20 protein-coding genes are annotated in these 24,254 nt (G+C 38.4%); 14 read left to right on the top strand and 6 right to left on the bottom strand.

Translation table 11 applies throughout. The features are described from left to right. Positions 1-110 precede the first annotated feature (110 nt). The 7 genes from LKW28_RS13670 (at position 111) to murC (ending at position 7,972) form a co-directional block, all read left to right on the top strand. Entirely contained in the window at positions 111-1,190 is a 1,080-nt protein-coding gene (locus LKW28_RS13670) for a M42 family metallopeptidase (protein ID WP_420708876.1), read from the top strand. 119 nt (positions 1,191-1,309) lie between these two features. Further along, positions 1,310-1,831, top strand: coding sequence for a DUF84 family protein (locus tag LKW28_RS13665; protein ID WP_229140932.1), 522 nt, complete (start codon positions 1,310-1,312; stop codon positions 1,829-1,831). Positions 1,832-1,957: 126 nt separating this feature from the next. Beyond that, the gene (locus LKW28_RS13660) at positions 1,958-2,455 is read left to right on the top strand and encodes a hypothetical protein (RefSeq protein WP_229140931.1); all 498 of its coding nucleotides are present in this window, start codon (positions 1,958-1,960) and stop codon (positions 2,453-2,455) included. Between the two features lie 98 nt (positions 2,456-2,553). After that, positions 2,554-2,868, top strand: coding sequence for a thioredoxin family protein (locus LKW28_RS13655; protein ID WP_229140930.1), 315 nt, complete (start codon positions 2,554-2,556; stop codon positions 2,866-2,868). Positions 2,869-2,921: 53 nt separating this feature from the next. Then, on the top strand, positions 2,922-3,719 hold the full coding sequence (locus tag LKW28_RS13650; RefSeq protein WP_229141110.1) for a DUF1444 domain-containing protein: 798 nt from the start codon (positions 2,922-2,924) through the stop codon (positions 3,717-3,719). 85 nt (positions 3,720-3,804) lie between these two features. Further along, positions 3,805-6,318, top strand: coding sequence for a DNA translocase FtsK (locus LKW28_RS13645; protein ID WP_229140929.1), 2,514 nt, complete (start codon positions 3,805-3,807; stop codon positions 6,316-6,318). Between the two features lie 355 nt (positions 6,319-6,673). Next, positions 6,674-7,972 (top strand): UDP-N-acetylmuramate--L-alanine ligase, encoded by a 1,299-nt coding sequence (gene murC / locus LKW28_RS13640; RefSeq protein ID WP_229140928.1) that lies wholly within the window; start codon positions 6,674-6,676, stop codon positions 7,970-7,972. Between the two features lie 46 nt (positions 7,973-8,018). Here the strand turns inward: murC and LKW28_RS13635 are convergent, their stop codons facing one another. Beyond that, the gene (locus LKW28_RS13635; RefSeq protein ID WP_229140927.1) at positions 8,019-9,134 is read right to left on the bottom strand and encodes an aminopeptidase; all 1,116 of its coding nucleotides are present in this window, start codon (positions 9,132-9,134) and stop codon (positions 8,019-8,021) included. 191 nt (positions 9,135-9,325) lie between these two features. On the opposite strand from LKW28_RS13635, the gene LKW28_RS13630 reads away from it, so the two are divergent. From LKW28_RS13630 to ytxJ, 3 genes are read left to right on the top strand one after another with little or no spacing between them, the layout of a single operon-like run. Further along, positions 9,326-9,763, top strand: coding sequence for a DUF948 domain-containing protein (locus LKW28_RS13630; protein WP_229140926.1), 438 nt, complete (start codon positions 9,326-9,328; stop codon positions 9,761-9,763). A 15-nt stretch (positions 9,764-9,778) separates the two neighbouring features. Further along, complete coding sequence (locus LKW28_RS13625; protein ID WP_229140925.1) at positions 9,779-10,189, top strand: YtxH domain-containing protein; 411 nt, start codon at positions 9,779-9,781, stop codon at positions 10,187-10,189. A 14-nt stretch (positions 10,190-10,203) separates the two neighbouring features. Further along, positions 10,204-10,530, top strand: a complete 327-nt coding sequence (gene ytxJ / locus LKW28_RS13620; RefSeq protein WP_229140924.1) for a bacillithiol system redox-active protein YtxJ — start codon at positions 10,204-10,206, stop codon at positions 10,528-10,530. 47 nt (positions 10,531-10,577) lie between these two features. Here ytxJ and LKW28_RS13615 read toward each other — a convergent pair whose 3' ends face one another. Further along, positions 10,578-12,728 (bottom strand): cell division protein FtsA, encoded by a 2,151-nt coding sequence (locus tag LKW28_RS13615; RefSeq protein WP_229140923.1) that lies wholly within the window; start codon positions 12,726-12,728, stop codon positions 10,578-10,580. A 185-nt stretch (positions 12,729-12,913) separates the two neighbouring features. Here LKW28_RS13615 and LKW28_RS13610 point away from each other — a divergent pair, with 185 nt between their 5' ends. Together LKW28_RS13610 and ccpA are read left to right on the top strand one after the other, a co-directional pair. Continuing rightward, positions 12,914-13,993 carry a bifunctional 3-deoxy-7-phosphoheptulonate synthase/chorismate mutase gene (locus LKW28_RS13610; RefSeq protein ID WP_229140922.1) on the top strand — a complete coding sequence of 360 codons (1,080 nt, stop codon included), beginning with the start codon at positions 12,914-12,916 and terminating at the stop codon, positions 13,991-13,993. Positions 13,994-14,197: 204 nt separating this feature from the next. Next, positions 14,198-15,199 (top strand): catabolite control protein A, encoded by a 1,002-nt coding sequence (ccpA, locus tag LKW28_RS13605; protein ID WP_229140921.1) that lies wholly within the window; start codon positions 14,198-14,200, stop codon positions 15,197-15,199. Positions 15,200-15,229: 30 nt separating this feature from the next. On the opposite strand, the gene LKW28_RS13600 is transcribed toward ccpA, so the two are convergent. Genes LKW28_RS13600 through LKW28_RS13590 form a run of 3 tightly spaced genes read right to left on the bottom strand, consistent with a single transcriptional unit; the run spans position 15,230 to position 17,677 of the window. Then, complete coding sequence (locus LKW28_RS13600) at positions 15,230-16,384, bottom strand: acetoin utilization protein AcuC (protein ID WP_229140920.1); 1,155 nt, start codon at positions 16,382-16,384, stop codon at positions 15,230-15,232. Then, a complete protein-coding gene (locus LKW28_RS13595) occupies positions 16,381-17,025 on the bottom strand; it encodes an acetoin utilization AcuB family protein (protein ID WP_229140919.1) in 645 nt (214 codons plus the stop codon). Before LKW28_RS13595 ends, LKW28_RS13600 begins: the two co-directional genes overlap by 4 nt. Before the next feature lie 19 nt (positions 17,026-17,044). Continuing rightward, complete coding sequence (locus LKW28_RS13590) at positions 17,045-17,677, bottom strand: GNAT family N-acetyltransferase (RefSeq protein ID WP_229140918.1); 633 nt, start codon at positions 17,675-17,677, stop codon at positions 17,045-17,047. A 198-nt stretch (positions 17,678-17,875) separates the two neighbouring features. Between LKW28_RS13590 and acsA the strand changes: the two genes are divergently transcribed. After that, positions 17,876-19,594 (top strand): acetate--CoA ligase, encoded by a 1,719-nt coding sequence (gene acsA, locus LKW28_RS13585; protein ID WP_229140917.1) that lies wholly within the window; start codon positions 17,876-17,878, stop codon positions 19,592-19,594. A gap of 236 nt (positions 19,595-19,830) precedes the next feature. Here the strand turns inward: acsA and LKW28_RS13580 are convergent, their stop codons facing one another. After that, the gene (locus tag LKW28_RS13580) at positions 19,831-22,752 is read right to left on the bottom strand and encodes a transglycosylase domain-containing protein (RefSeq protein WP_229140916.1); all 2,922 of its coding nucleotides are present in this window, start codon (positions 22,750-22,752) and stop codon (positions 19,831-19,833) included. Between the two features lie 150 nt (positions 22,753-22,902). On the opposite strand from LKW28_RS13580, the gene tyrS reads away from it, so the two are divergent. Then, entirely contained in the window at positions 22,903-24,162 is a 1,260-nt protein-coding gene (tyrS, locus tag LKW28_RS13575) for a tyrosine--tRNA ligase (RefSeq protein WP_229140915.1), read from the top strand. The last annotated feature ends 92 nt before the right edge of the window (positions 24,163-24,254 follow it).

Here is a 24,254-nt window from a genome sequence, read left to right as displayed (position 1 = left end):
TTTTAAAAAATCGCTATATTCGCTATGGTAACAAAAAAACAATTTCGATATACTAAATAATGTACATAAATAGTATTAAAAAAACGGCGTGTTTTTAACTTGGAAGGAGAATGACATTGAAACAGGATACACTTGAACTTTTTAAAACATTAACCGAGCTCCCTGGAACTTCAGGGAACGAACACCAGGTAAGAAAGTTTATGCGCTCACAGCTTGAAAAATACTCAGATGAGGTTGTACAAGATGGATTAGGCAGTATTTTTGGAGTACGCCAGGGTGACGTTAATGGTCCAACTGTTATGGTCGCTGGCCACATGGACGAAGTTGGATTCATGATCACTTCCATCACTGACAATGGAATGCTGCGTTTTCAAACAATTGGTGGCTGGTGGAGTCAAGTGCTTCTAGCGCAACGAGTACAAATTATTACAGATAATGGACCTGTAATCGGGGTAATTGGTTCCATCCCGCCCCATCTTTTAGAAGAAAGCCAACGGAATAAACCAATGGATATTAAGAACATGTTAATTGATATTGGCGCTGATGACCGTGAAGATGCAATCCGTATTGGAGTCAAACCTGGTCAGCAAGTTGTGCCGATTTGTCCATTTACACCAATGGCAAATGAAAAGAAAATTTTAGCCAAAGCATGGGATAACCGGTATGGCTGTGGACTATCAATTGAACTATTAAAGGAATTACAAGGTACTGCACTGCCGAATACTCTTTATTCCGGAGCAACAGTCCAAGAAGAGGTTGGTCTAAGAGGAGCGCGAACTTCCGCGACTATGATCAAACCGGATATTTTCTATGCGCTTGATGCAAGTCCAGCTAATGACATGTCAGGTGATAAAAATGCATTTGGAAAACTTGGACACGGCGCTTTACTTCGAATTTTTGACCGTTCTATGGTTACGCATCGTGGCATGCGTGAATTCGTTCTAGATACTGCAGAATCCAATAACATTAAGTATCAATATTTTGTTTCTCAAGGTGGAACAGATGCTGGTCAAGTTCATCTTTCAAATGAAGGGGTACCATCAGCAGTTATTGGTATTTGTTCTCGTTATATTCATACACATGCTTCCATTATTCATGTTGACGACTATGCGGCTGCAAAAGAATTACTTGTTAAACTTGTAAAGTCCTCTGACCGGACAACAGTAGATTCCATTCGTCAAAATGGGTAATTAAAATTTTACGAGGCAAGCTCGAAAAAAAACGGGCGTAAAAACGCCTCGGTGTATTTGATTAATAAACGTGCTCGGCATTTGCCGAGCATTCATTTTGCATAAGAGGGTGGTTTTACATGTTACATATCGCAATTGGTACGAAAAATCCTGCAAAAGTAGATGCAATCATAAATGGTTTTGCTGGTGTTGAAGCAAACTTTTTGCCTTTATCCGTATCCTCGGGTGTATCTGCACAGCCTTTTTCAGACGAGGAAACGATTCGAGGTGCAATCAATCGTGCTAAATCTGCTCTTGAACATGTTGTTGCAGACCTTGGGATTGGACTTGAGGGTGGGGTCGCGGAAACTGAATATGGGATGTTTTTATGTAATTGGGGTGCAATCCTTGACAGGGACAATGAGACGGTCATAGCAGGTGGAGCCAGAATTTTGTTACCAGATGAAATTACTATGGAATTAAAAAAAGGAATTGAGCTTGGGGACGTAATGGAGGAATTCACAAAACAAAAAAACATTGGCAAGGCTGAGGGAGCAATCGGAATCTTCACCAATCATTATGTGAACCGAAATGACATGTTTACACATGTTGTAAAGCTTCTTGTCGGTCAATATACATACAAGAAAAAACACCTGAAATAAAATGGTACTTATTTCATATTTACTAATTTTAAAAGATAAGTCTTGCAACCTAGAAATTAATAGGTTTATTATAGAAAATAGAGTAATAGAAGTAGATTCAACCTTCTTAATAAGGGGTGAGAGAAAATGAAACTAGGGAAGATCCTTTTTCTAACCTTACTGTTAACAGTAGGACTTTTGACTGGTTGTGCGTCTGTTGAAGATGTATCTAAGGAAACGGTTACATCTGTAGAAACAGCATTTAAGGCCCAACCAGAAAAAACAAATAGTGAAAATGGAGAAGTATCCTTTTATCTTCCATCTACTATGAAAATAGAGAAGAAGGATGAAAATAACGTAATCCTTCAAAAAGGGAATCAAACCTTTATTTTATTTGTGAATCCAATTGAAGAACGCAGTAGTGATGTCGAGTATAAGTCAATAGCAGCAGAAAAGTTTGCGGTCGACGAAACCTATACTGACAACGAGCGGTATGGATATGTGAAAGCATTTGAAATCGAGGACAAGCTTTACCTTGTAACGGTTGGAATTGGCGGCATAAAAATGACAACAGAAGTGAAGTTAGCCGAGATGTCAGAAAGTGCTTCAGAAATGATGAAAATCGTTTCATCCGTTCAATATTAAACGTAAACCAAAGCCCTGCTACATACTAGGGGCTTTTATTTGTTTTTCGAATGAGAATATATGATAATGAGTGCATACGAAATTTGGAGGTTATGAACATGAAGAAACTTGAACATATAGATCAATACCAAGAGATTATCCAAAACGGAAAGAACATTCTAATGTTTTCGGCCGATTGGTGTCCAGATTGTCGTTTTATCGACCCATTCTTACCCGAAATTGAAAGCTCATTCCCTGACTTTACATTTTACTATGTAGACCGAGATGAATTTATCGATTTATGTTCGACTCTAAGTGTTTTTGGTATTCCTAGCTTTGTGGCATATAAGGATGGAAAAGAATCGGGCCGATTTGTAAGTAAAGACCGTAAAACAAAGGAAGAAATTGAAAAATTCATTAATGGGCTCTCTTAAGAACAAAGAAAAGAGAGGAGAATGATCGTATGGACTCAAAAAATAGCAGGAAAATGGACTCGAAAAAAATAAAGAAAATTATTCAAGATAAACTTTCAAAGCATAATTGGCATTTTTCCTTCGATCCCAAAAAGGATACACTGCGTATTGAGGATAAGGAAACGAAAAAAGGAATGACAGTGACACTTCCGGGAATTGTTGCGAAATATCAGGAAGAGGGTCCAGCTAGTATTGATGAAGTCATCTACTATATTGAAGAATCCTTAATGGTAATGAATAGTGAACTTGAACTTGAAGGAAAAGAAAAGAATATTTTTCCTGTTATTCGTTCAACATCGTTTCCGACTCAATCAAATGATGGAAATGATTTAGTATACGATGATCATACGGCAGAAACAAGAATTTATTATGCGCTTGATTTAGGAACAACGTACCGATTGATTGATCAGAAATTGCTTGAAAAAGAAAAATGGAAGTTTGAACGAATCCGTGAAATTGCAAGATTCAATCTTCGTTCATTAGATGTTACATATAAAACGGACGAGGTTGCAGGAAATACTTTTTATTTTATCAATAAAAATGATGGGTATGATGCTAGCCGTATTCTGAATGATTCATTTTTACAAAAAATGAGCCAGCAAATGAAAGGGACTATGGCAGTGGCTGTTCCACATCAGGATGTCCTGATTTTAGTTGATATTCAGAATGACACAGGGTATGACATTCTTGCACAGATGACAATGAGCTTTTTTGCAAGTGGACGTGTACCGATTACAGCATTATCATTTCTTTATGAAGATGGTAAACTTGAACCTATTTTTATCCTTGGGAAAAATCGACCACGAAATTAAATATACTTTACCCAAAAGTCGCTAGGAAATCTAGCGGCTTTTTTGTTACAATAAGGTTTAGAATCAAAATGGAAGAGTGATAGTTGTGAATTGGATAAAAAAATTACTGCATTTTTTACAGACGGACGAGGATGATCCAATTGAAATAAAAACGACTCAAATCCGACAACAAAAACATATTGAGGCGAGAGTTACATATGAGTACCCAAAAGGGAATTTCCGATTTCCAGTCATTCCAGATCAGGATAAGGAAATCAGAAAAAAGGAAAATATAAAAACGGGGCGTACTCGGCAAACGAGATCTACTCAGGAAACAAGAATTACGCAGCCTACAAGAACTTCACAACCAAAAAAGAGTTCAAATCCAAAACCTGTTGTTAAGTTACAAGAGAAACAACCTTTTCGCCCGACAGAAACGCCATCTCCCGTATATGGTTTAAGTAAGCCGAAGCCTCATGAAATTATTGAGTTTGAACTTCCTGCAACACCTATCACGGATACAGAATCAATTGCTAGGGCATGGAAAGAAGCGCATGAAGAGGTTGCCCCTGCAATTCTACTAAATGAGGAAGTTGAACTGAAACTTCAGGGAATTTCTGATGAAGAAAGCCAGGAAAAGGTTGCTAGCTTCGTAAATCAGTTAATCTGGGAAGAAGAATCACCTAAGGAAGAACCCGTTATTACTGAGCCATTTTCCTTAGACTCTACTACTGAGGAAATGCCTATACAAGTTATTAGGATAGAAGAGCCCGTGGTTTCGATTGAACCAGAACCAAATTTGATAGAACAGGATACAAAACAGCCAGAAAATGTGATTGCAGAATCACTCCAACAATCGACTGATGAAATTGATAATGTTGAAGTAAATGTGGATTCGGTGGCGGAAATCAATGAAGACTCCGTTAAAAATCTCGCTCCTCAGGTTGAACAGACACAAAAACCAGAAGAGACAAGGCCGAAGCCGAGAAGATCAAATATTCCTTTTAATGTATTAATGTTTAAAAAGGATAAACAGAAATTGTCACAAAAGGATACGAAACAATTAAGTCAACCAGCTTCTACAATACCGGTTAAATCTGAGGAAAAACAGGAACAAATGCTACCCCAGGAAACAACTAAACAACAGGAACAACCAAAGAAGCAGGAATTAGAATTGCTTATCGATGAAGAAAAGCTGCTCCCAGGATATACGTTCCCCGGTCTATCATTTTTAAATGCACCACCCGATGAGCAGCTTGATGATAGTCAGTGGCTTATAGAACAGCGACATATATTAGACCAAACCTTACGGAATTTTAAAGTGCGTGCAAAAGTTGTGAATGTAACCCAGGGGCCTGCAGTTACTAGATTTGAAGTGCATCCCGAACCTGGAGTGAAAGTAAATAAAATTACCAACTTATCAGATGATATAAAATTAAGTTTGGCTGCTAAGGATATTCGAATTGAAGCGCCAATTCCCGGTAAAAACACAATTGGAATCGAAGTGCCAAATAAACAAAGCAAGCCTGTACTTTTAAAGGAAATTATCAAAAGTTCAGAATTTATATCGAATAAATCACCTCTAACTGTGGCAATGGGTCTTGATATTTCAGGAAAGCCAATTGTAACGGATTTGCAAAAGATGCCACATGGATTGATCGCCGGTGCTACTGGCTCAGGTAAAAGTGTATGTATTAATGCAATGCTAGTTAGTTTACTTTATAAGGCTTCTCCAGATGAAGTGAAGTTACTGTTGATTGATCCAAAAATGGTAGAGCTTGCGCCATATAATCATATCCCGCATCTTGTAAGTCCTGTTATAACAGACGTGAAGGCTGCAACGGCTGCTCTTAAGTGGGCAGTTGAGGAAATGGAAAGACGATATGAATTATTTGCCCATACCGGAGTTCGTGATATTGGCAGATATAATGAAATGGTGAAAAAGCATGATGAAAAAAGTGGTAAGCTTCCATATCTCGTCATTATCATTGATGAGTTAGCTGACTTGATGATGGTTGCACCAGGTGATGTGGAGGATTCAATCTGTCGAATTGCACAGAAAGCAAGAGCGTGCGGAATCCACTTAATTCTAGCAACTCAACGACCATCGGTTGATGTCATCACAGGATTAATCAAGGCCAATATTCCTACTCGTATTGCATTTTCAGTGTCATCACAGGTTGATTCCAGAACAATCATCGATTCAAGTGGAGCAGAGAAGCTGCTTGGTAAAGGGGATATGCTTTTCCTTGAAAATGGCTCTTCAAAGCCATTCCGTGTTCAAGGAAATTTTGTTTCGGATGATGAAATCGAAGCTGTTGTTGATTTTGTAAAAGATGAAATGAAACCAAGCTATATGTTTGAACAAGAAGAGCTTTTAAAGAAATCTTCCATTTCAAATGATGAGGATGAGTTATTTTTAGAGGCATGTGAGTTTGTTTTAGGGCATGGAGGAGCGTCTACCTCAAGTGTTCAACGACGTTTTAGAATTGGCTATAATCGTGCAGCTCGCCTTATTGATATGATGGAGGAACAGGGGATTATTTCTGAATCACGTGGAAGTAAACCACGTGAAGTTCTAATAACCGAAGAAGACTTAGCAGATCTGCATGAAGGCTGATAACATTTGTTATCGGCTTTTTTATATAGATAGTCAAAAAGACCTATCACGGTTAAACGGGACAAAATCAACTTAGCAAAGGTTATTTCTATGGTCCTACGTTCATAATAAGGATAACTCATCCCATTTCAATTCTTTAGATTCTGGGACATACTACATAACTTTCAAGAAAACTCTAGTCATTTTTTCGTAATGGTCTTCACCAATGATTAGTGCTATAATGAAAAAATGTGAGATGATTGTATATATACATAAAAATTCATTGGCACCAATCTCAAAATCATGGGTACAATTATCAAAACTAGATGAATTTCATATACTGTCTTACAGATAGACATTGTTGGAGGTTCTTTATATGACAGTTTACCACTTCGTTGGAATCAAAGGTACTGGCATGAGTTCATTGGCACAGATACTTCATGATATGAATTATGAAGTTCAAGGGTCTGATCATGAAAAATTTTATTTCACACAAAAGCCCTTAGAGGAAAGAGGAATAAAGATTTTGCCCTTTGATAAGGACAATATTCATGAAGGTCTGACTGTAATTGCCGGGAACGCCTATCCTGATACTCATGAAGAAATAGCAAAAGCGAATGAAATGGGGCTACCTGTTATTCGATATCACCGTTTCTTAGGTGAATTTATGAAGAAATATACGAGTGTTGCCGTAACAGGCTCCCACGGAAAAACGTCGACGACAGGCTTACTTGCACATGTCCTGCAGGGAGCTGAGCCTACTTCCTATTTAATCGGGGATGGAAGTGGGAGGGGTTCTGAGAATAATAAGAACTTTGTGTTTGAGGCATGTGAATACCGACGTCATTTCCTAAGTTATCACCCTGACTATTGCGTTATGACAAATATCGATTTTGATCATCCGGATTATTTTGCAAATGTTGACGATGTCTTCAATGCCTTCCAGGAAATGGCCCTTCAGGTGAAAAAGGGAATTATTGCTTGCGGAGATGATGAGTATCTTCAAAGTATTCAGGCAAAGGTTCCTGTTGTTTTCTATGGATTCGGTGAAGAAAATGATTTCCAGGCACGTAATATTCAAAAAAGCACGGAAGGTACGACCTTCGATGTGTTTGTACGTAATACTTTTTTTGCAACTTTTTCTATCCATGGATACGGAAATCATAATGTGTTAAATGCATTGGGTGTGATTACACTTTGCCATTATGAAAATATTGATGTGTCCATCATTCAAGATCGTTTATTAAGCTTCCAAGGTGTGAAGCGCAGATTCTCTGAGAAGCGGGTTGGAGATCAAATAATTATTGATGATTATGCACATCATCCAACCGAAATCAATGCAACCATTGAAGCAGCACGGCAAAAATACCCTGACCGTGAAATCGTCGCGATTTTCCAACCACATACGTTTACAAGAACACAAACATTTTTAGATGACTTTGCTGCAAGCTTGGCAAAAGCGGATCAAGTATACCTTTGTGATATTTTTGGCTCAGCGCGTGAGAATAAAGGGGAACTTTCCATCGTTGACCTGCAAGGTAAAATCCCTGGAGCCGAATTAATTAAGGAGGACAATACGTCTGTACTTAAAAAACATGAGAACAGTGTGTTGATCTTTATGGGAGCAGGAGACATTCAAAAATTTCAAAAAGCATACGAAGAAGCTTTAGTTTAAGAGTCAAAAGGGACCTTGCGAATAACTCGCAAAGGTCCTTTTTCAATCATTTTAGGTTTTCCGGATTTAATGGCTCAAGTTCAGTGATGACGAAACGGCCATCTTTCCGAATCAGCACATCATCAAAATAGATTTCTCCACCGCCATATTCCGGTCGTTGGATATTCACCATATCCCAGTGGATATTTGAATTATTTCCGTTGTAGGCATCATCATATGCTTGCCCAGGTGTAAAGTGGAAGCTGCCATCGATTTTTTCATCAAATAGTATATCCTGCATTGGATGCTGGATATATGGGTTTACACCAATTGCAAACTCACCGATATAACGTGCCCCTTCATCTGTATCAAGAATCTTATTAATACGCTCATTATCGTTCGAAGTCGCTTCCACAATTTTTCCATCCTTAAAGGTAAGTGAAACATTTTCAAACGTAAAGCCTTGATATGGTGAAGGTGTATTATAGGTTAAGGTACCATTGATTGAATCACGAACAGGTGCTGTATATACCTCACCGTCTGGTATATTCATCTCACCAGCACATTTAATTGCTTTGATTCCTTTAATCGAAAAAGTAAGGTCAGTACCTTGACCAGTAAGGCGAACCTTATCTGTCTTATCCATTAGTTCAACTAGAGCATCCATAGCGTTGCTCATTTTTCCATAGTCTAAATTACAAACATCAAAATAAAAATCTTCAAATGCTTCTGTGCTCATTTTTGCAAGCTGGGCCATTGAAGAATTTGGATAACGTAGTACGACCCATTTTGTCTTTGGAACACGAATTTCACGATGAACCTTTTTACCGACTGTATTTCCTTCAATCTTCATTTTATCGTCTGGTATATCTGCAAATTCATTGATATTATCACCTGAACGTAAGCCGATATAAGCATCCATCTTACTCATGACTTTTGCTTCGAAATCCGCTTTCATTTCAAATTGCTTTTCCTGTGCCCCAAGCAAGAGGGCGCGGTCAACCTGATGGTCCTTTAACGATACAAATGGATACCCACCCGCTTTATATGCTTCATTAACTAACGCGATGACAAGTTCACGCTGTAAACCAAAGTTTTCAATTAGTACTTTTTCACCTTCTTGAAGGCGTACAGAATAATTAATTAAATTTCGAGCAAGTGTTTCAATACGCTGATCTTTCATGATTTATTGCCTCCATATCCTTTGCTTATGTACAATCTTATTGTAACCTAATACAAGAAAATTGTTTACTAATTATATATGAGTCAAATTCTGTGAAGGAATTCAATAGAAAATGTCGAAAGTAAAACAATAGGGGTATATGATTAATAATGGTAAAATCGGGTAAGAAAGATAGAAGGAGGTGCATCACGATGATTCTTATCGTATACATAAGCGTTGCAGTCATTGCCGTGGCATTTTTAATTTTAGTAATTTATCTCTCAAGAACACTTCGTTCTCTTCAAATAACATTGGACAATGTGGCGGGAACTTTATCTGGGTTAGAAAAACAGATGGAGGGTGTAACAAGTGAAACGACGGCACTTTTGCATAAAACAAATAAGCTTGCAGAAGATATTCAGCAGAAGTCCGAAAGTTTGAATACAGTCGTTTACGCTGTTAAGGATGTTGGAACATCATTGCAACGCTTTAATCAATCAGTAGGAAATGTGACAGAAGAGGTTGCTGTACAATTGGAGAAAAACAAAACCAAAATCTCACAGGTAGTTCAAGTAGGCAATGCTGTAATAGAGATGTGGGATAAATGGAAAGATAAGAAACAAAAGCATGACAAAGAAATTTCTAATTAATGAAAGGGGATTACAATGGGAAAAAATAGCGGATCAAATTTTATACTTGGTACAATCGTAGGTGCTGCGGTAGGAGCTGCAACAGCACTATTTCTAGCACCAAAAACAGGTCAGGATTTACGTAAGCAGATTAATGATCAAGCTTCTGTTGTAAAGGAAAAAACAAATACGTTAACTAAAACTATTTCTGACCAGTCTAATCAAATTTTAACAAAAGTAAAAGATTTTAAAGCTCCTGCTGGTCAAAATGAGCCTGATTTAGGACAAGTCAACCAAGAACTAGAAGCCGATGATTCTACTGCCGCACCTACAGAAACTAATCTTGAGGACCATGCTGAAAATAAAGAATTATTCCAGGAAAAGCTAGCCGAAGCACAGCAAGCTTTAACAGAAGCAGAAAAAAGTACACAAACAACGAATTCATAGGAGAGATGGAAAACATGGGGAAAGTAAAAGTTGAAACAATTGAAGAATTTAACCAAGTTCTTGAAAAAGAGAATCACTTTATATTAATTAAACACAGTTTAACATGTCCAATCAGTAAAGCTGCATTTGATGAATATGAGCAATTTGTAGCGGAACATCAAGATGTACCAACTTACTATCTTTATGTTCAAGAGGCGAGGGAACTCTCTAACCATATTGCGGAACACTTCGAAATTAAACATGAATCACCACAGGCACTTCTGTTTGACGATGGTAAGGTCAAATGGAATGCCTCACATAGAAGCATTACAAAAGAATCATTAGTTACAGCAGGTAAATAAAAAATTAGTCCATGGCAACCCACCATGGACTTTTTCGATCTATGATATTACCTTTTTGGCCAAATAATATCTAAATGATCCCCTGGTGAAAGGACATCAAAAAATGTGCATTCCTCACCATTTTTCAAGAGCATGAATCTGCCAGCTGAAGCGGTAGGTAATTGAATATCGACAAAGCGAAATAAATCCTGAAAAATAAACGGCTCCACTTCATTTCTTTTCAGTTGAAGCTTATCTCCATGTTTAAGATGATCATCCTCATGAAGTATTTCACCATTTCGATAAAATTCATATAATGGCTTATTGAGGGATATCATTTTCTCCTGAAAGAATACCTGGATTGAATAGTCCAGCTTAAGTTTTTGAGAGTCTGCAAACAGACGTAAAGTAGGAGCAGTCCCCAGAACAATTTCAAAGGAATCCTGATCTTGAATAGGTGTATGTTTGGAAACCTTAGCTCCATTTTTCAGTAATTTGGCAGAAAACTGTTCTAGTTGAAAGGTTTGCTCATTTAAAGAAAGGGTAAATTCGTTTATGATCTCATCACGTAATGGAAAAGTGCTCGTTTGAATGATTTCGTCGATTCTTTCAGGAAAATAAAATGTGATTTCATCATGATCATGAACAAAATTTTCTAGGTCAGCCAGTTGATGATTTTGCTTGATAATGGCAGTTATAACCATTTCTTCGCCGTTTACGTAAATCTTTTTTTGAGGGATATCATCAATTAGTTCTTTAACTCTCACAGTTGCTTTGGCACCGTCTCTTCCTTTGCTAACAATGATCTCATCCCCATTTGTAATTTCAGTTTCAAATGAACATGGCTCGCCATTTCTTAATAGAATAGGGGATTCCCCTTGTCCACCAGGTATTGTGATGGATTGATTGTTCACCTTCACAATCATCGCCATCCCTGGTTTTCCATAAAGCTTGTACATTTTAATACCAGCTGCAAGTAAACTATCTCCAACAGTAAGACGCTTCATTTCGAAAAGTCTCACTGATTTTTGATTGACTGTTACATTGACGTAATGAACAGGTGATTGACTTGATGCAATGGCAATACCAATTGGTGTAACGAGTTCAGGCCCGCTTTGAATATCTTCGGTCATTTCAACTTGATTAATTGCATCAATTCCGCGAATCGCAACACGGTTTTCAGGTAAATCCAGTAAGGCTGCGAGCCGTTTTGGAAGTTGGGGAGTTAAACTGCCCCCACCAACGAGCATAACAGCTTTTGGTGATTTATTTTTATTTAAACTTAGAATTTCATCTCGAATCGATTCTGCTAATCTATCAATTGAGTCACAAATATTGTCTATTACTTCTTGCTTGCCTATTTCAGTTTCAAAGCCAAGAATATCGACAACCTGAATGGTATCATTTGCTAATAAATCACGCTTTGCTTGCTCGGCCAGTGGAAAGTCAAGGAGAAGATGGTCACTAATTGCTTCCGTAATTTCGTCCCCCGCAATAGGTACCATGCCATATGCAACAACAGTTCCTTCATCTGTAATAGCGATGTCAGAAGTCCCTGCCCCAATATCAACTAATGCCACGTTTAATCTCCGCATTGATTGTGGAATGAGGACATTGATTGCGGCAATTGGCTCAAGGGTTAAGGCCTGCATTTCAAGGCCGGCTCGGTGCAAAGCAGAAATTAATGATTCGACGACAACCTTTGGAAGGAAAGTCGAGATAATCTCAACACTGACTTCATTTCCTTGTTGTTCGATTAGATTGCCTATTTCTTGATTGTCTAAGTAGTAATGGATAACAGAATAGCCCACACAGTAGTAATCATAGCTTTTTTCTGATTGATTTTTTTCAGCTAATGCATATTGAGCTTTTTGAACAGCGCTTAATTCTAAATGTAAAATGTCCTCTTTTTGAATCAGGGGCTTTGAGGAGATCTGAATGGTTTCATTTGAACGTTCCGTTTTTAAGGCTCTTCCTGCAGCGGCAACAGCGGCTTTAGTTAATTTACCATGCTTTTCCTCTAGCGTTTCCTTTATTTCACGTATTACATTAGAGACAGCAATAACATCGTGAATTTGACCATCGACCATGGCTCTTTCCTTATGTTCACGAATGACGATGTCGATTATTTTATAAGAAGAACCCGTTTGTCTTACAATAAGTCCGACGACAGAACGTGTACCAATATCAAGTGCAAAAATTGTTGGATTTTTTTCCATTGTGTTATTCACCTATGTTTTCAGGAATAAAAGATTACTTTATTGCTTAAAAGCGTTTAAGTAATAAAAAATTTAGTGACATATTAAATAAATTCGTTTATAATGAATTCTAATTACTTGAAATGTATCATATTTTCGGTTAAATTGCGACAACTTAAAGCTTATAGTAGGAAAGGAAGAGAGAGATGAGTAAAGCAGTAGAATTAGATAACCTTCGCGACAGAGTGGAAGAAATTAATCTTGAAATTCTTAAACTTATTAGTGAACGCGGTAAATTGGTTCAAGAAATTGGAAAAGTAAAAGAAACACAAGGTGTTAATCGCTATGATCCAGTACGTGAGAGAACAATGTTAAATAACATTTTAGAACATAATGAAGGACCTTTTGAAACATCAACTATTCAACATATCTTTAAAGAAATCTTTAAAGCAGGTCTTGAGATTCAAGAGGATGATCATCGTAAAGCTCTGCTTGTTTCACGTAAGAAAAAGCCTGAAGATACAATTGTAGATGTGAAAGGTGTTAAAATTGGAAATGGCGCACAGCAATTTATCGTTGGGCCATGCGCAGTTGAAAGCTATGAGCAAACGGCTGCCGTTGCGGCAGAGGCGAAGAAATATGGATTACGTTTACTTCGCGGCGGTGCCTTCAAACCAAGAACTTCACCTTATGACTTCCAAGGTTTAGGACTTGAAGGATTACAAATTTTAAAACGTGTTGCTGATGAGTTTGACATGGCTGTTATCAGTGAAATTGTCAACCCAGCTGATATTGATGTTGCTTGTGAATACATCGACGTGATTCAAATCGGTGCACGTAACATGCAGAACTTTGAATTATTAAAAGCAGCAGGTTCAGTTAAGAAGCCTGTATTATTAAAACGTGGTTTGGCTGCTACGCTTGATGAGTTTGTAAATGCAGCTGAGTATATCATATCACAAGGGAATGACCAGATCATTCTTTGCGAAAGAGGTATCCGTACTTACGAAAGAGCAACTCGTAATACTTTAGATATTTCTGCAGTTCCAATCTTAAAACAGGAAACACACTTACCAGTATTTGTTGACGTAACACACTCAACTGGACGTCGTGATTTATTATTGCCATGTGCAAAAGCCGCTCTTGCTATTGGAGCAGATGGTGTCATGGCGGAGGTACATCCAGATCCTGCAGTTGCTTTATCTGACTCAGCACAGCAAATGGATTTTGATCAATTTGAAAAATGGATTACAGAACTAAAAGCATCTCAAGCTGTTCGTGTATAGTTTTCATAAAAACCTCCTACTAATATAGTGGGAGGTTTTTTGAAGGCTTTTTGTTGCGAATTTGTTAATAATTACACAAAGTAATTGCCCTAATAAACTAAGTAGCGTATGATAATCTACATAAAGTAAGCAAATTTGACATTTGTTTGTATAAAAAAGTTCATACTACATATAAGTGGTAACTTGAAATAAGGAGTGCTGTCAATGAATGTGACAATTTATGATGTAGCAAGGGAAGCCAATGTGTCCATGGCAACGGTATCCCGTGTTGTAAATGGTAACCCAAATGTAAAACCAACTACCAGAAAAAAAGTACAAGAAGCAATTGAACGGTTAGGCTATCGCCCAAATGCTGTGGCTCGTGGACTAGCTAGTAAAAAAACGACAACAGTCGGAGTTATTATTCCAGATATCTCAAATATTTTTTATTCGGAGCTAGCTCGTGGGATTGAAGATATTGCGACAATGTATAAATATAATATTATCCTTAGCAACTCGGACCAAAATAAGGAAAAAGAATTTCATCTTTTAAATACAATGCTTGGTAAGCAGGTTGACGGTATCGTTTTTATGAGCGGAAATATAACAGATGAACATGTTCAGGAGTTCGAAAAATCTCCTGTGCCAATTGTTTTAGCTGCCTCAGTGGAAAACACAAATTCGGTCCCAGCTGTTACAATTGATGTTGAACAGGCATCCTATGATGCGGTGACTGAATTAACGAAAAAGGGCCATAAGAAAATTGCCTTTATCAGCGGGCTATTAACTGAACCAATCAATGGTGAAAAGAAATTAGCTGGCTATAAACGTGCAATTGAAGATGCAGAACTTTCGTTCAATGAAGAATATGTAATCGAAGGTGATTACTCATATGATTCAGGTATTGAAGGTTTCGAGAAAATACATGAATTAGCTGATAAGCCAACAGCTGTTTTTGTTGGTTCAGATGAAATGGCATTAGGTGTTATCCATAGTGCACAAGATTTGGGCTATTCAATTCCTGATGATATTGAAGTAATTGGCTTTGATAATACACGTTTAGCTCTGATGGTACGTCCACAGCTTACGTCAGTAGTTCAGCCAATGTATGACATTGGTGCTGTTGCAATGAGATTATTAACGAAGTTCATGAACAAAGAAAATGTAGATGAACAAATCGTTGTATTACCACATCGTATTGAATTTAGAAACTCAACGAAACAATAGGGTAAAAAACACGGCGTCTGCCGTGTTTTTCTATTGATTCCGAATCGGATAAAGGGCTTTTTTAACGGTTAGTGCATTTTTTTCCTCAATTTCTGATTTTCTAGGAATCGGCGGATAAATAGCAGGTTCATCATCCCAAAATGCAGGCAGTGTCAATTTTGCCTTCGGCTGCCATTTATTAATCCAATCGATTGGAAGAGGACCATTTATCTCCGATTTTTCAATCATTTCAAGCCAAATCAAAGACCATGCCCTTGGTACAACTCTCCAAATATCATATCCACCGCCGCCAACTGCAATCCACCGACCATTACAAAATTGATGAGCGAGCTTGTGGGCAAGCTTGGGAATTTCCCGATAGATTTTCATTGTTGCAGACAAGTGGGTTAATGGATCATAGTAATGGGAGTCGACCCCGTTTTGTGTTAAGATGACATCCGGCTTGAAAAATTCTGTTACCTCTGTAAAAGCAGCAGTATAGGCGTGTAACCATGATTCATCCTCGGTGAATGCATCTAAGGGTACATTAAAGGAAAAGCCATAGCCTTTGCCTGAGCCCCTCTCAGTCACGTTTCCTGTACCAGGAAACAGATATCTTCCTGTCTCATGAATGGAAAGTGTGCATACATCAGGATCATCATAAAACGTCCATTGAACACCATCACCATGATGTGCATCTGTATCAACATAAAGTACTTTTACATTATATTTCTTTTGCATATAGCGAATTGCAACAGCACTGTCATTATACACACAAAAACCGGAGGCTTTCCCACGGAATCCATGATGTAAACCGCCACCAAGATTAAGAGCATGCTTTGACTTACCAGACATGACATGGTCAACCGCAGAAAGAGTAGCACCAACTAATAAGGCACTTGCCTCGTGCATCCCTGGAAAAATAGGGGTGTCCTCAGTGCCGATACCATAACTCTGTCCCACTTCTTCGGAGAGCTTTCCTTCCCCAGCTAATCTAACCGCCTCGATGAATCTGGGGTCATGGACAAGTTCCAATTCTTCGTCGGTTGCAATTCTAGGTGGTATGATATCCGAGTCATCTAACGAGTTCAAACTTTTAAGTAGATCGTATGTAAGCTTTACCCTTGTTTGATTAAAGGGATGGTCATGACTAAAACGATAGTTTAACAATTGATCTGAATAGACAAAAACTGATTCTTTCGTCATGATAACAGCCCTGGTAGTGTTGGCCACAGCACAGTGTAGCCTTCATTTTTTAGATTTGTAATGATTTTATTCGGATTCATTGTTTGAACTCGCAATACAAGTATTTTATATTGGTCATCCTTATCAGGATACACGAGAATACTGTGAATATTAACTTTATGGTTTTTAATGACGTTGACAACTTCTGCAAGCGTACCTGCCCGATTTTGTACCTTAATTTCAAGCTGGGAGCCAGGTTGATTGGCACCGGTTAATTGTGCAAAGGTGTGAAGCAGATCCGTTTCGGTAATGATTCCTACCAATTTTCCATTTGATTCTATCGGCATGCAGCCAATCCGATGCTGAGAAAAGACAGCAGTGATTTCTTCAACAAAATCTAGAGGATGACCGGTTATCACATCTTGTACCATAATCTTTTTAATCGGTGACTCAAGGGTTTTATCTTCGTTGGTAAAGTCTAGGATAGAGGGCTTTGCATCACGAATATCACGGTCACTTATAAGCCCAATCACTCGTTGACTTGAATCTATGATGGGAATATGACGAATCTTTTTTTCGTCCATTAGTTTTATCGCAGTTGAAATGGTATCATCAGCCGATAAAGTGGTTACAGTTCTTTTCATTATCTCTTCAACAATCATGTAGATCCCCCTAGTCCACTTAATACATGAAACGATTCATAAAGCGCAGCCTGTCAAACCTTTCAATCGTATCCTGGTTAACTCCTTTTCCAATTCGTGCCATTAAACAATTGGCGGGATGTGAACTAATTTCAGGATCATCAGTTGCAAACCATTCAAGTCCGCCAGCACTCATCATTTTTTCCATGACCTTTCGATATTCCCAAACATTCAATCCTGTTCCTTTTAAGTCCCAATGCCAATAATATTCAGTGGTAATGATCAGATAGTTTTCCATCCACTCATCCATCATTGAGACAAGTAATAGATTTTTACCTACTCGGCTGCCCCGAAACTTTGGAATCACTTCTATTGCACCTAACTCTATTAAATTATCTATTTTTCCCTCAGACCAGCGTTCAAGTGGATCTGGATAAAGATATGTAACATACCCAACAATCGTGTTATGCTCTCTTGCAATAATAATTCTTCCTTCTGGCAGATCGGCAATTTCAATCAATGCCTTATGTTGCTGGTTTGGGGTACGAAAAGCGACTAGGTCCTCGTGAAATTCATGGCTTTTAATGGCCTCTCCAGTTATGGGACCTTCGATAATGAGCGTACCATAAGGGGTTTTAAGTTCCTTAGCGTTATACGTTTTCTTATGCTCCACAATGTCACCACCATACTTAAATTCACTATCATTTATTATACATGAATCTAGGAAAAATGAAGCGTTTTCAGCTATTGTTACACTTATTATACAATTTTACAGAAAAATAATATATAAATAAAATTTAAAAAATTGAGAATAGATGAGTTTTATTTTATAATAGAATAGTAAATAACTTACATAAAGGGGAAATGTAGAGTGAAAGTGGAAGCGCTGCCAGCAACAAAAGGTAATTATAATTTAAAAGATTATGATGAAGCATATGCGAATTTTGATTGGGCGGAGGTAGAAACGAATTTTTCTTGGTCCGAAACAGGTAGAGTAAATATTGCCTATGAAGCGATTGACCGCCATGCTGAGGGTGTAAGGAAAAATAAAATTGCCCTTTATTATCGTGATCCGGAACGTGATGAGAAGTATACATTTAAGGAAATGAAAGAATATACAAACCGTGCAGCTAACGTCCTAAAGCAGGCTGCTGATGTTGAAAAAGGGGACCGCGTATTTGTGTTTATGCCTCGTTCTCCTGAATTGTATTTTACAGTATTAGGAGCGATTAAATTAGGGGCAATTGTTGGCCCATTATTTGAAGCATTCATGGAAGGAGCTGTACGTGATCGTCTGGAGGATAGTGAAGCGAAAGTGATTGTCACAACACCAGACTTAGTAGACCGCATTCCTTTTAATGAATTACCTGCACTAAAGCATATTGTCTTAGTTGGGGAAAATGTAACAGAGGATGGCACGTTTATTGATTTTCTCAGTCGATTAAAAACAGCAAGTAAGGAACTAGAAATTGAGTGGGTCGAAAGAACGGATGGCATGCTCTTACACTATACTTCTGGTTCTACTGGTAAGCCAAAGGGAGTCTTGCATGTTCATAATGCGATGATACAACAATATCAAACAGCAAAATGGATTCTCGATTTAAAAGAGGATGACATTTATTGGTGTACGGCTGACCCTGGTTGGGTAACAGGAACCTCGTATGGTATTTTCGGTCCTTGGCTAAATGGAGCTTCTAACGTCATCGTAGGAGGGCGTTTTAGACCGGAAAACTGGTATCAAACAATTGAGGATTATGGAATCACCGTATGGTATAGCGCGCCAACTGCATTTAGAATGTTAATGGGTGCTGGAGACGAATTAGTAAAACAATTTGATTTACGTTCTTTACGCCATGTATTAAGTGTTGGTGAGCCTCTGAACCCTGAAGTTGTCCGTTGGGGCGTAAAGGTCTTCAATTTACGTATTCATGATAACTGGTGGATGACGGAAACTGGAGCACAACTGATTAGTAATTATCCATGTATGGAAATTAAGCCAGGATCAATGGGTAAACCATTCCCAGGAATCCAAGCAGCCATTGTTGACGATCAGGGCAATGAATTACCTCCTAATCGAATGGGGAACTTGGCGATTAAAAAAGGCTGGCCGTCCATGATGTATCAAATTTGGAATAATCCAGCTAAATATGAATCTTATTTTATGCCTGGTGATTGGTATGTATCAGGGGATTCAGCCTATATGGACGAAGAAGGTTATTTCTGGTTCCAAGGCCGTGTGGATGATGTGATTATGACGTCTGGTGAGCGTGTTGGTCCATTTGAAGTGGAAAGTAAACTCGTAGAGCACCCAGCCATCGCTGAAGCAGGTGTGATCGGAAAGCCGGACCCTGTACGAGGAGAAATCATCAAGGCTTTCGTGGCGTTAATCGACGGCTATGAAGCGACTGAAGAATTAAAAGAAGAAATTCGAGATTTTGTGAAAAAGGGATTAGCTGCACATGCTGCACCTCGTGAAATTGAGTTTAAGGATAAACTTCCAAAAACTCGCAGCGGGAAAATCATGAGACGTGTTCTTAAAGCATGGGAGCTTGATTTGCCAACCGGTGACCTTTCCACAATGGAAAATTAAAACCTAACAAGAAAAGTGCAAGGCGCCCGGATTGAGGAACATCGACTAACTACCGCCACGTCCTGTGGCGAACGTCGATGTCAGCACTTCCTGTGCAAGTCAAGCACAAGAAAAGCGCTGACAGAAGGCGCTCTTTGCCTTCAGAAGCGATTGGCATGTGACCTCGAGCCGATGGTGCCTGGAGCTAGACATAAAGAAAAGAGGTGATCCAAATGGACCACCTCTTTTTCTTTCCTCTAATTTCCACCGTTTTCTTTGTCCTTACCATTTCCGTTATTCCCATTGTTACCATTATTTCCATTTTCATTTCCTCCATCTGCTGGAGGAGCTGGTGGTGGAGGAGTAACAACTTCCTTCTCTGGTTTATAGTCGCCACTCTTAATTAATGTTGAATTTCCAAGAGGTGTTTCTTTACCAGTGACATCAACAGCAGTGACATAATAGGCTGCTACGGCATTTCCAACATTAAATTGTAAATCCTTTGTAGCAGGTATACTTCCAATCTTCTTGAAATCTGTGGTGAAATTAGCCGCACTATAAATTCGATAACCAATCACATCGTTGTGTTCATGTTTTGCCCATTTCAATATGCCTGAAGAAATCGAAGCACCTTGAACCTGGGAAGGAACCGAGCCATTGTCATTAAGTTCTGCTGTTTCCGTAATGACTAGATTGCTCCAACGACTATTTTTTGGAAGTAACTGCGCAATAGCACTAGAATCTTTCAAGTCATGCTCCTCCAGAAATTCCTTCTTGATCATAATGCCTTCCTGGACAAATTCCTGAGGGGCACTTGCTGGAACACGATAGGCTTTGCCGTCTACTTCTATATACTTACCTTTGACAAGATTGTCATCAACCTTTGTAGGAACATATTTTGCATTATAAATGTCAGATTGTACTAGACCAGCTTCACGACATAAATCAGATGGAAGTAAGCCGGAAATACCACAGTACGAACGTGATACGATACCACCTGGCATTTTAAAGTTCTCATTTGGCTGAACAAGTTCTGGCTTAATATCATAGACAGCGTTCATTTGTTGAGCCCATAGAAGAATACTTCTTCTTGAATAAGATAATCCCTTATAAGATGGTGGGATAGACTTAGGTGTATCATACCCCATCCAAATACCGAATGTTACATTAGGGTTCGTCGCAACAAACCATACATCATTAACATAGTTAGTTGTACCTGTTTTACCTGCCCAGTCTGCATTAAACTTTAAATAACCATTTAGGGATGCAGCAGTACCGCCATTAATAACATCGCGCATCATATCAATCGTTAAATATGCAGTCTGTGGTGAAAATACTTCCACTGGCTTAGCTTCATGTTCATATACAACTTCACCGTCATTTGTAACAATCTTTTCAATCATATAAGCATCTATAAATTTACCCTCGTTCGCAAACGTTGCAAAGGCATTCGTATTCTCTTCAACAGAAACACCATATGTCATCCCGCCAATGGCGAGTGAGGGTGCGTGATAATCCCTTTCATCTAAGGAAGTGAATCCCATTTTCTCTAAAAACGTAATTGGACGTTGATCAAACGCTTTTAAATAAGTTTTGATTGCCGGTATATTTTTTGAAATCTTTAAAGCGTGTCTAGCAGTCATTAGCCCATCGAAGTCGTATTTACCACCAACGTTCTGTGGAGTGTAATTCCCATACGTGAATTTTACATCGGCTATGACACTTCCAGGTTGTACTAATCCTAATTCCATTGCCGGGGCATAGTCCAATAAAGGCTTCATGGTCGAACCATTTGGACGAGGACTTATAGCATGGTTTGTTTGTTCACGCTCGAAATCACGTCCACCTGTAAAACTAATAATTTTTCCTGTACTATTTTCAATTAGAACTGAACCCGTCTCTTCTGGTTCCATTACCTTTCCTTTTTCACCTGTTTCGGTATCAATAACCTTTGTTTCAGGTTGATCTGGACCATAATATTGATAGTTTTTTACCACCTCTTGCATGGTGTCAAAAATTTCTTTGTCAATTGTGGTATGGATCTTATAGCCATTTTGACGAAGGTTTTTATCAGCTAGTTCCCAGTAATGACTTTCTAGATCCTCGTTTTCTTCAAGATCCTTTTCTTCGTAGCCATCGTCTTCAGCTAATTTTTTCATTAAAATATCAGTGGCACGTTTTTCTACTTCAGCAGTCAGCCAAGGATATTTCTCAGTAGGTTCAGACTTAGGTGGTGCAAAGTTTGCCGGAATGTCATACGCGAGTGCTTCCTCATATTGTTGCTGAGTGATGAAGCCACCTGTAAGCATGCGCTCCAAGACCGTTTTCATTCGATTAAGTCCTGGTTCTAAGTTTTCTTTTACCTTTCCTCCCTGATTGGAGAAAGGAGTATATACATATGGGTTTTGAGGCAGACCAGCAATATAAGCTGCTTGCGGCAGGTTTAAATCTTTCGCATCTACTCCAAAAATCCCTTTTGCTGCGGTTTGTACACCAGCAATATTTCGACCTGATGAATTACGGCCATAAGGTATGATGTTTAGATATGCTTCTAGTATTTCATCCTTATCAAAAAACTTTTCAAGTCGTAATGCAATTAAGATTTCCTTTGCCTTACGATCGAACGAAACTTCATTTGTTAGAATTTGATTCTTAATCAATTGTTGTGTAAGTGTACTTCCTCCAGTTTGAATTGGTGAACTTGTTACATCCTGGACAATCGCACGTAAAATTGATTTAGGAACAACACCATCATGCTTATAAAAGTACTGATCTTCGGTTGCAATTACAGCATCCTTGATATATTGAGATATATCATTAAGTGATACCTCTTCACGTTGAAGGTCTGCCCGCAACTGACCAAGGTAGACTTCGTTTGAAAAGTATACTTCTGTATTTTCTTCGTAATTATAGATGTCTTTCTGCAAACTATCATAGCTTCGAACTGGTTCGTCCTTTACTAGGGAGGCAAAGTATCCAGCACCTGCCCCTCCGGCAAAGCCAATTCCAAGTATCGCAATGATAAAGAAAATCAATAATAAATTCCATACAACACCGTAAGTAACTCTTACACTTTTACGGGTTTTCTTTCCTGCCATTGCTTTAACTACTTTATTCGAAGTGACTCTTTGCCAAAAAGAGCTAATTTTTTCAAATATCTGTGATCTATTAAAATTCATAATCATCCCCCTAAAAATCCAAGTTTATTATAGCATATACCATGGCGGATTTAGTATTATTTTATGAATTTCCAGTTTTTAATTTGACAATATTAGACAAAGTGTGATAGAAAAACCTTATTATATGCTAAAAAGGAGAATTGAAATTTAATGGATGTTATTCAGGATTTGACATATAGGGGCCTTATCAATCAAGTAACCGATGAAGAGGGTTTACAGCATGTTTTAGCAAATGAAAAGATAAAATTATATTGTGGATTTGATCCGACCGCAGATAGCTTACATATTGGACATCTAGTGGGGATTTTGACTTTGAGAAGATTTCAGTTAGCTGGACATCAACCAATTGCTTTAGTTGGAGGCGCAACCGGGCTAATCGGTGACCCAAGTGGAAAAAAAGCGGAAAGAACGCTGAATCCGAAAGAGGTTGTTGTGCAATACAGCAATAGCATCAAGGAACAGCTTTCTCGCTTTTTAGATTTTGAAGCGGAAGGGAATCCAGCAGAAATTGCAAATAACTATGATTGGATCGGGAGCTTAGACTTAATCACTTTCTTACGCGATATCGGTAAGAGTTTTGGATTAAATTATATGCTTGCTAAAGACTCTGTCCAATCACGTATAGATGCTGGCATCTCATTTACAGAGTTTAGCTATATGATTTTGCAATCCTACGACTTTCTAAAACTTTATGAAAATGAAGGGTGTCGACTTCAAATCGGCGGAAGTGATCAATGGGGAAATATCACAGCAGGACTAGAATTAATTCGTAAGTCAGTCGAGGATGCAAAAGCATTTGGTCTAACCATTCCGCTTGTTACAAAGTCAGATGGAACGAAATTTGGTAAAACAGAAGGTGGAACCATTTGGTTAGATAAGGAAAAAACGTCACCATATGAGTTTTATCAATTCTGGATTAACACAGATGACCGTGATGTTGTTCGTTATTTAAAATATTTTACATTCCTTTCACAAGAGGAAATTGAAAATCTTGAAGTAGAAATCCAAAATGCGCCTGAAAAACGCATAGCACAAAAGACGTTGGCAGAAGAGGTAACAAAACTAGTTCACGGAGAGGCTGCCCTGGAGCAAGCGGTGAAGATTTCTGCGGCATTATTCAGTGGTTCGATTAGTGAATTAAGTGTTGAGGAGATTAAGCAAGGGTTTAAAGATGTCCCTTCTTATGAATTTAATGGGGAAGCTGAGATTAGCTTAGTTGATTTACTAGTCATGAGTAAAATATCACCATCAAAGCGCCAGGCGCGTGAGGATATTGGCAATGGAGCCATTTCTGTAAATGGTGAGAGAATCCAAGAGGCAGATGCAGTTCTTGCAGAGCAGCATCGAATCGAAGGTCAATTTACAGTAATCCGTCGCGGCAAGAAAAAATACTTCTTGATTAAATACTAAAAAATGAGGGTGTTTCCACAGGGAGCTGGACTAACCTAAAATAGTGAGACAATATAAAACACCTCCAAAATGGCAATACTTGAGATAAGTAT

The sequence above is a fragment of the Bacillus sp. REN16 genome (assembly GCF_020731355.1).
GTDB lineage: Bacteria > Bacillota > Bacilli > Bacillales > Bacillaceae_L > Ferdinandcohnia.
This window is presented reverse-complemented; position numbering and strand designations above follow the sequence as displayed.

Bases quoted from the DNA above. Each gene is read 5' to 3' on its own strand.
- LKW28_RS13670 (WP_420708876.1), top strand. From the start codon at position 111: ATGACATTGAAACAGGATACACTTGAACTTTTTAAAACATTAACCGAG.
- LKW28_RS13665 (WP_229140932.1), top strand. From the start codon at position 1,310: ATGTTACATATCGCAATTGGTACGAAAAATCCTGCAAAAGTAGATGCA.
- LKW28_RS13660 (WP_229140931.1), top strand. From the start codon at position 1,958: ATGAAACTAGGGAAGATCCTTTTTCTAACCTTACTGTTAACAGTAGGA.
- LKW28_RS13655 (WP_229140930.1), top strand. From the start codon at position 2,554: ATGAAGAAACTTGAACATATAGATCAATACCAAGAGATTATCCAAAAC.
- LKW28_RS13650 (WP_229141110.1), top strand. From the start codon at position 2,922: ATGGACTCGAAAAAAATAAAGAAAATTATTCAAGATAAACTTTCAAAG.
- murC (WP_229140928.1), top strand. From the start codon at position 6,674: ATGACAGTTTACCACTTCGTTGGAATCAAAGGTACTGGCATGAGTTCA.
- LKW28_RS13635 (WP_229140927.1), bottom strand. From the start codon at position 9,134: ATGAAAGATCAGCGTATTGAAACACTTGCTCGAAATTTAATTAATTAT.
- LKW28_RS13630 (WP_229140926.1), top strand. From the start codon at position 9,326: ATGATTCTTATCGTATACATAAGCGTTGCAGTCATTGCCGTGGCATTT.
- LKW28_RS13625 (WP_229140925.1), top strand. From the start codon at position 9,779: ATGGGAAAAAATAGCGGATCAAATTTTATACTTGGTACAATCGTAGGT.
- ytxJ (WP_229140924.1), top strand. From the start codon at position 10,204: ATGGGGAAAGTAAAAGTTGAAACAATTGAAGAATTTAACCAAGTTCTT.
- LKW28_RS13615 (WP_229140923.1), bottom strand. From the start codon at position 12,728: ATGGAAAAAAATCCAACAATTTTTGCACTTGATATTGGTACACGTTCT.
- LKW28_RS13610 (WP_229140922.1), top strand. From the start codon at position 12,914: ATGAGTAAAGCAGTAGAATTAGATAACCTTCGCGACAGAGTGGAAGAA.
- ccpA (WP_229140921.1), top strand. From the start codon at position 14,198: ATGAATGTGACAATTTATGATGTAGCAAGGGAAGCCAATGTGTCCATG.
- LKW28_RS13600 (WP_229140920.1), bottom strand. From the start codon at position 16,384: ATGACGAAAGAATCAGTTTTTGTCTATTCAGATCAATTGTTAAACTAT.
- LKW28_RS13595 (WP_229140919.1), bottom strand. From the start codon at position 17,025: ATGATTGTTGAAGAGATAATGAAAAGAACTGTAACCACTTTATCGGCT.
- LKW28_RS13580 (WP_229140916.1), bottom strand. From the start codon at position 22,752: ATGAATTTTAATAGATCACAGATATTTGAAAAAATTAGCTCTTTTTGG.
- tyrS (WP_229140915.1), top strand. From the start codon at position 22,903: ATGGATGTTATTCAGGATTTGACATATAGGGGCCTTATCAATCAAGTA.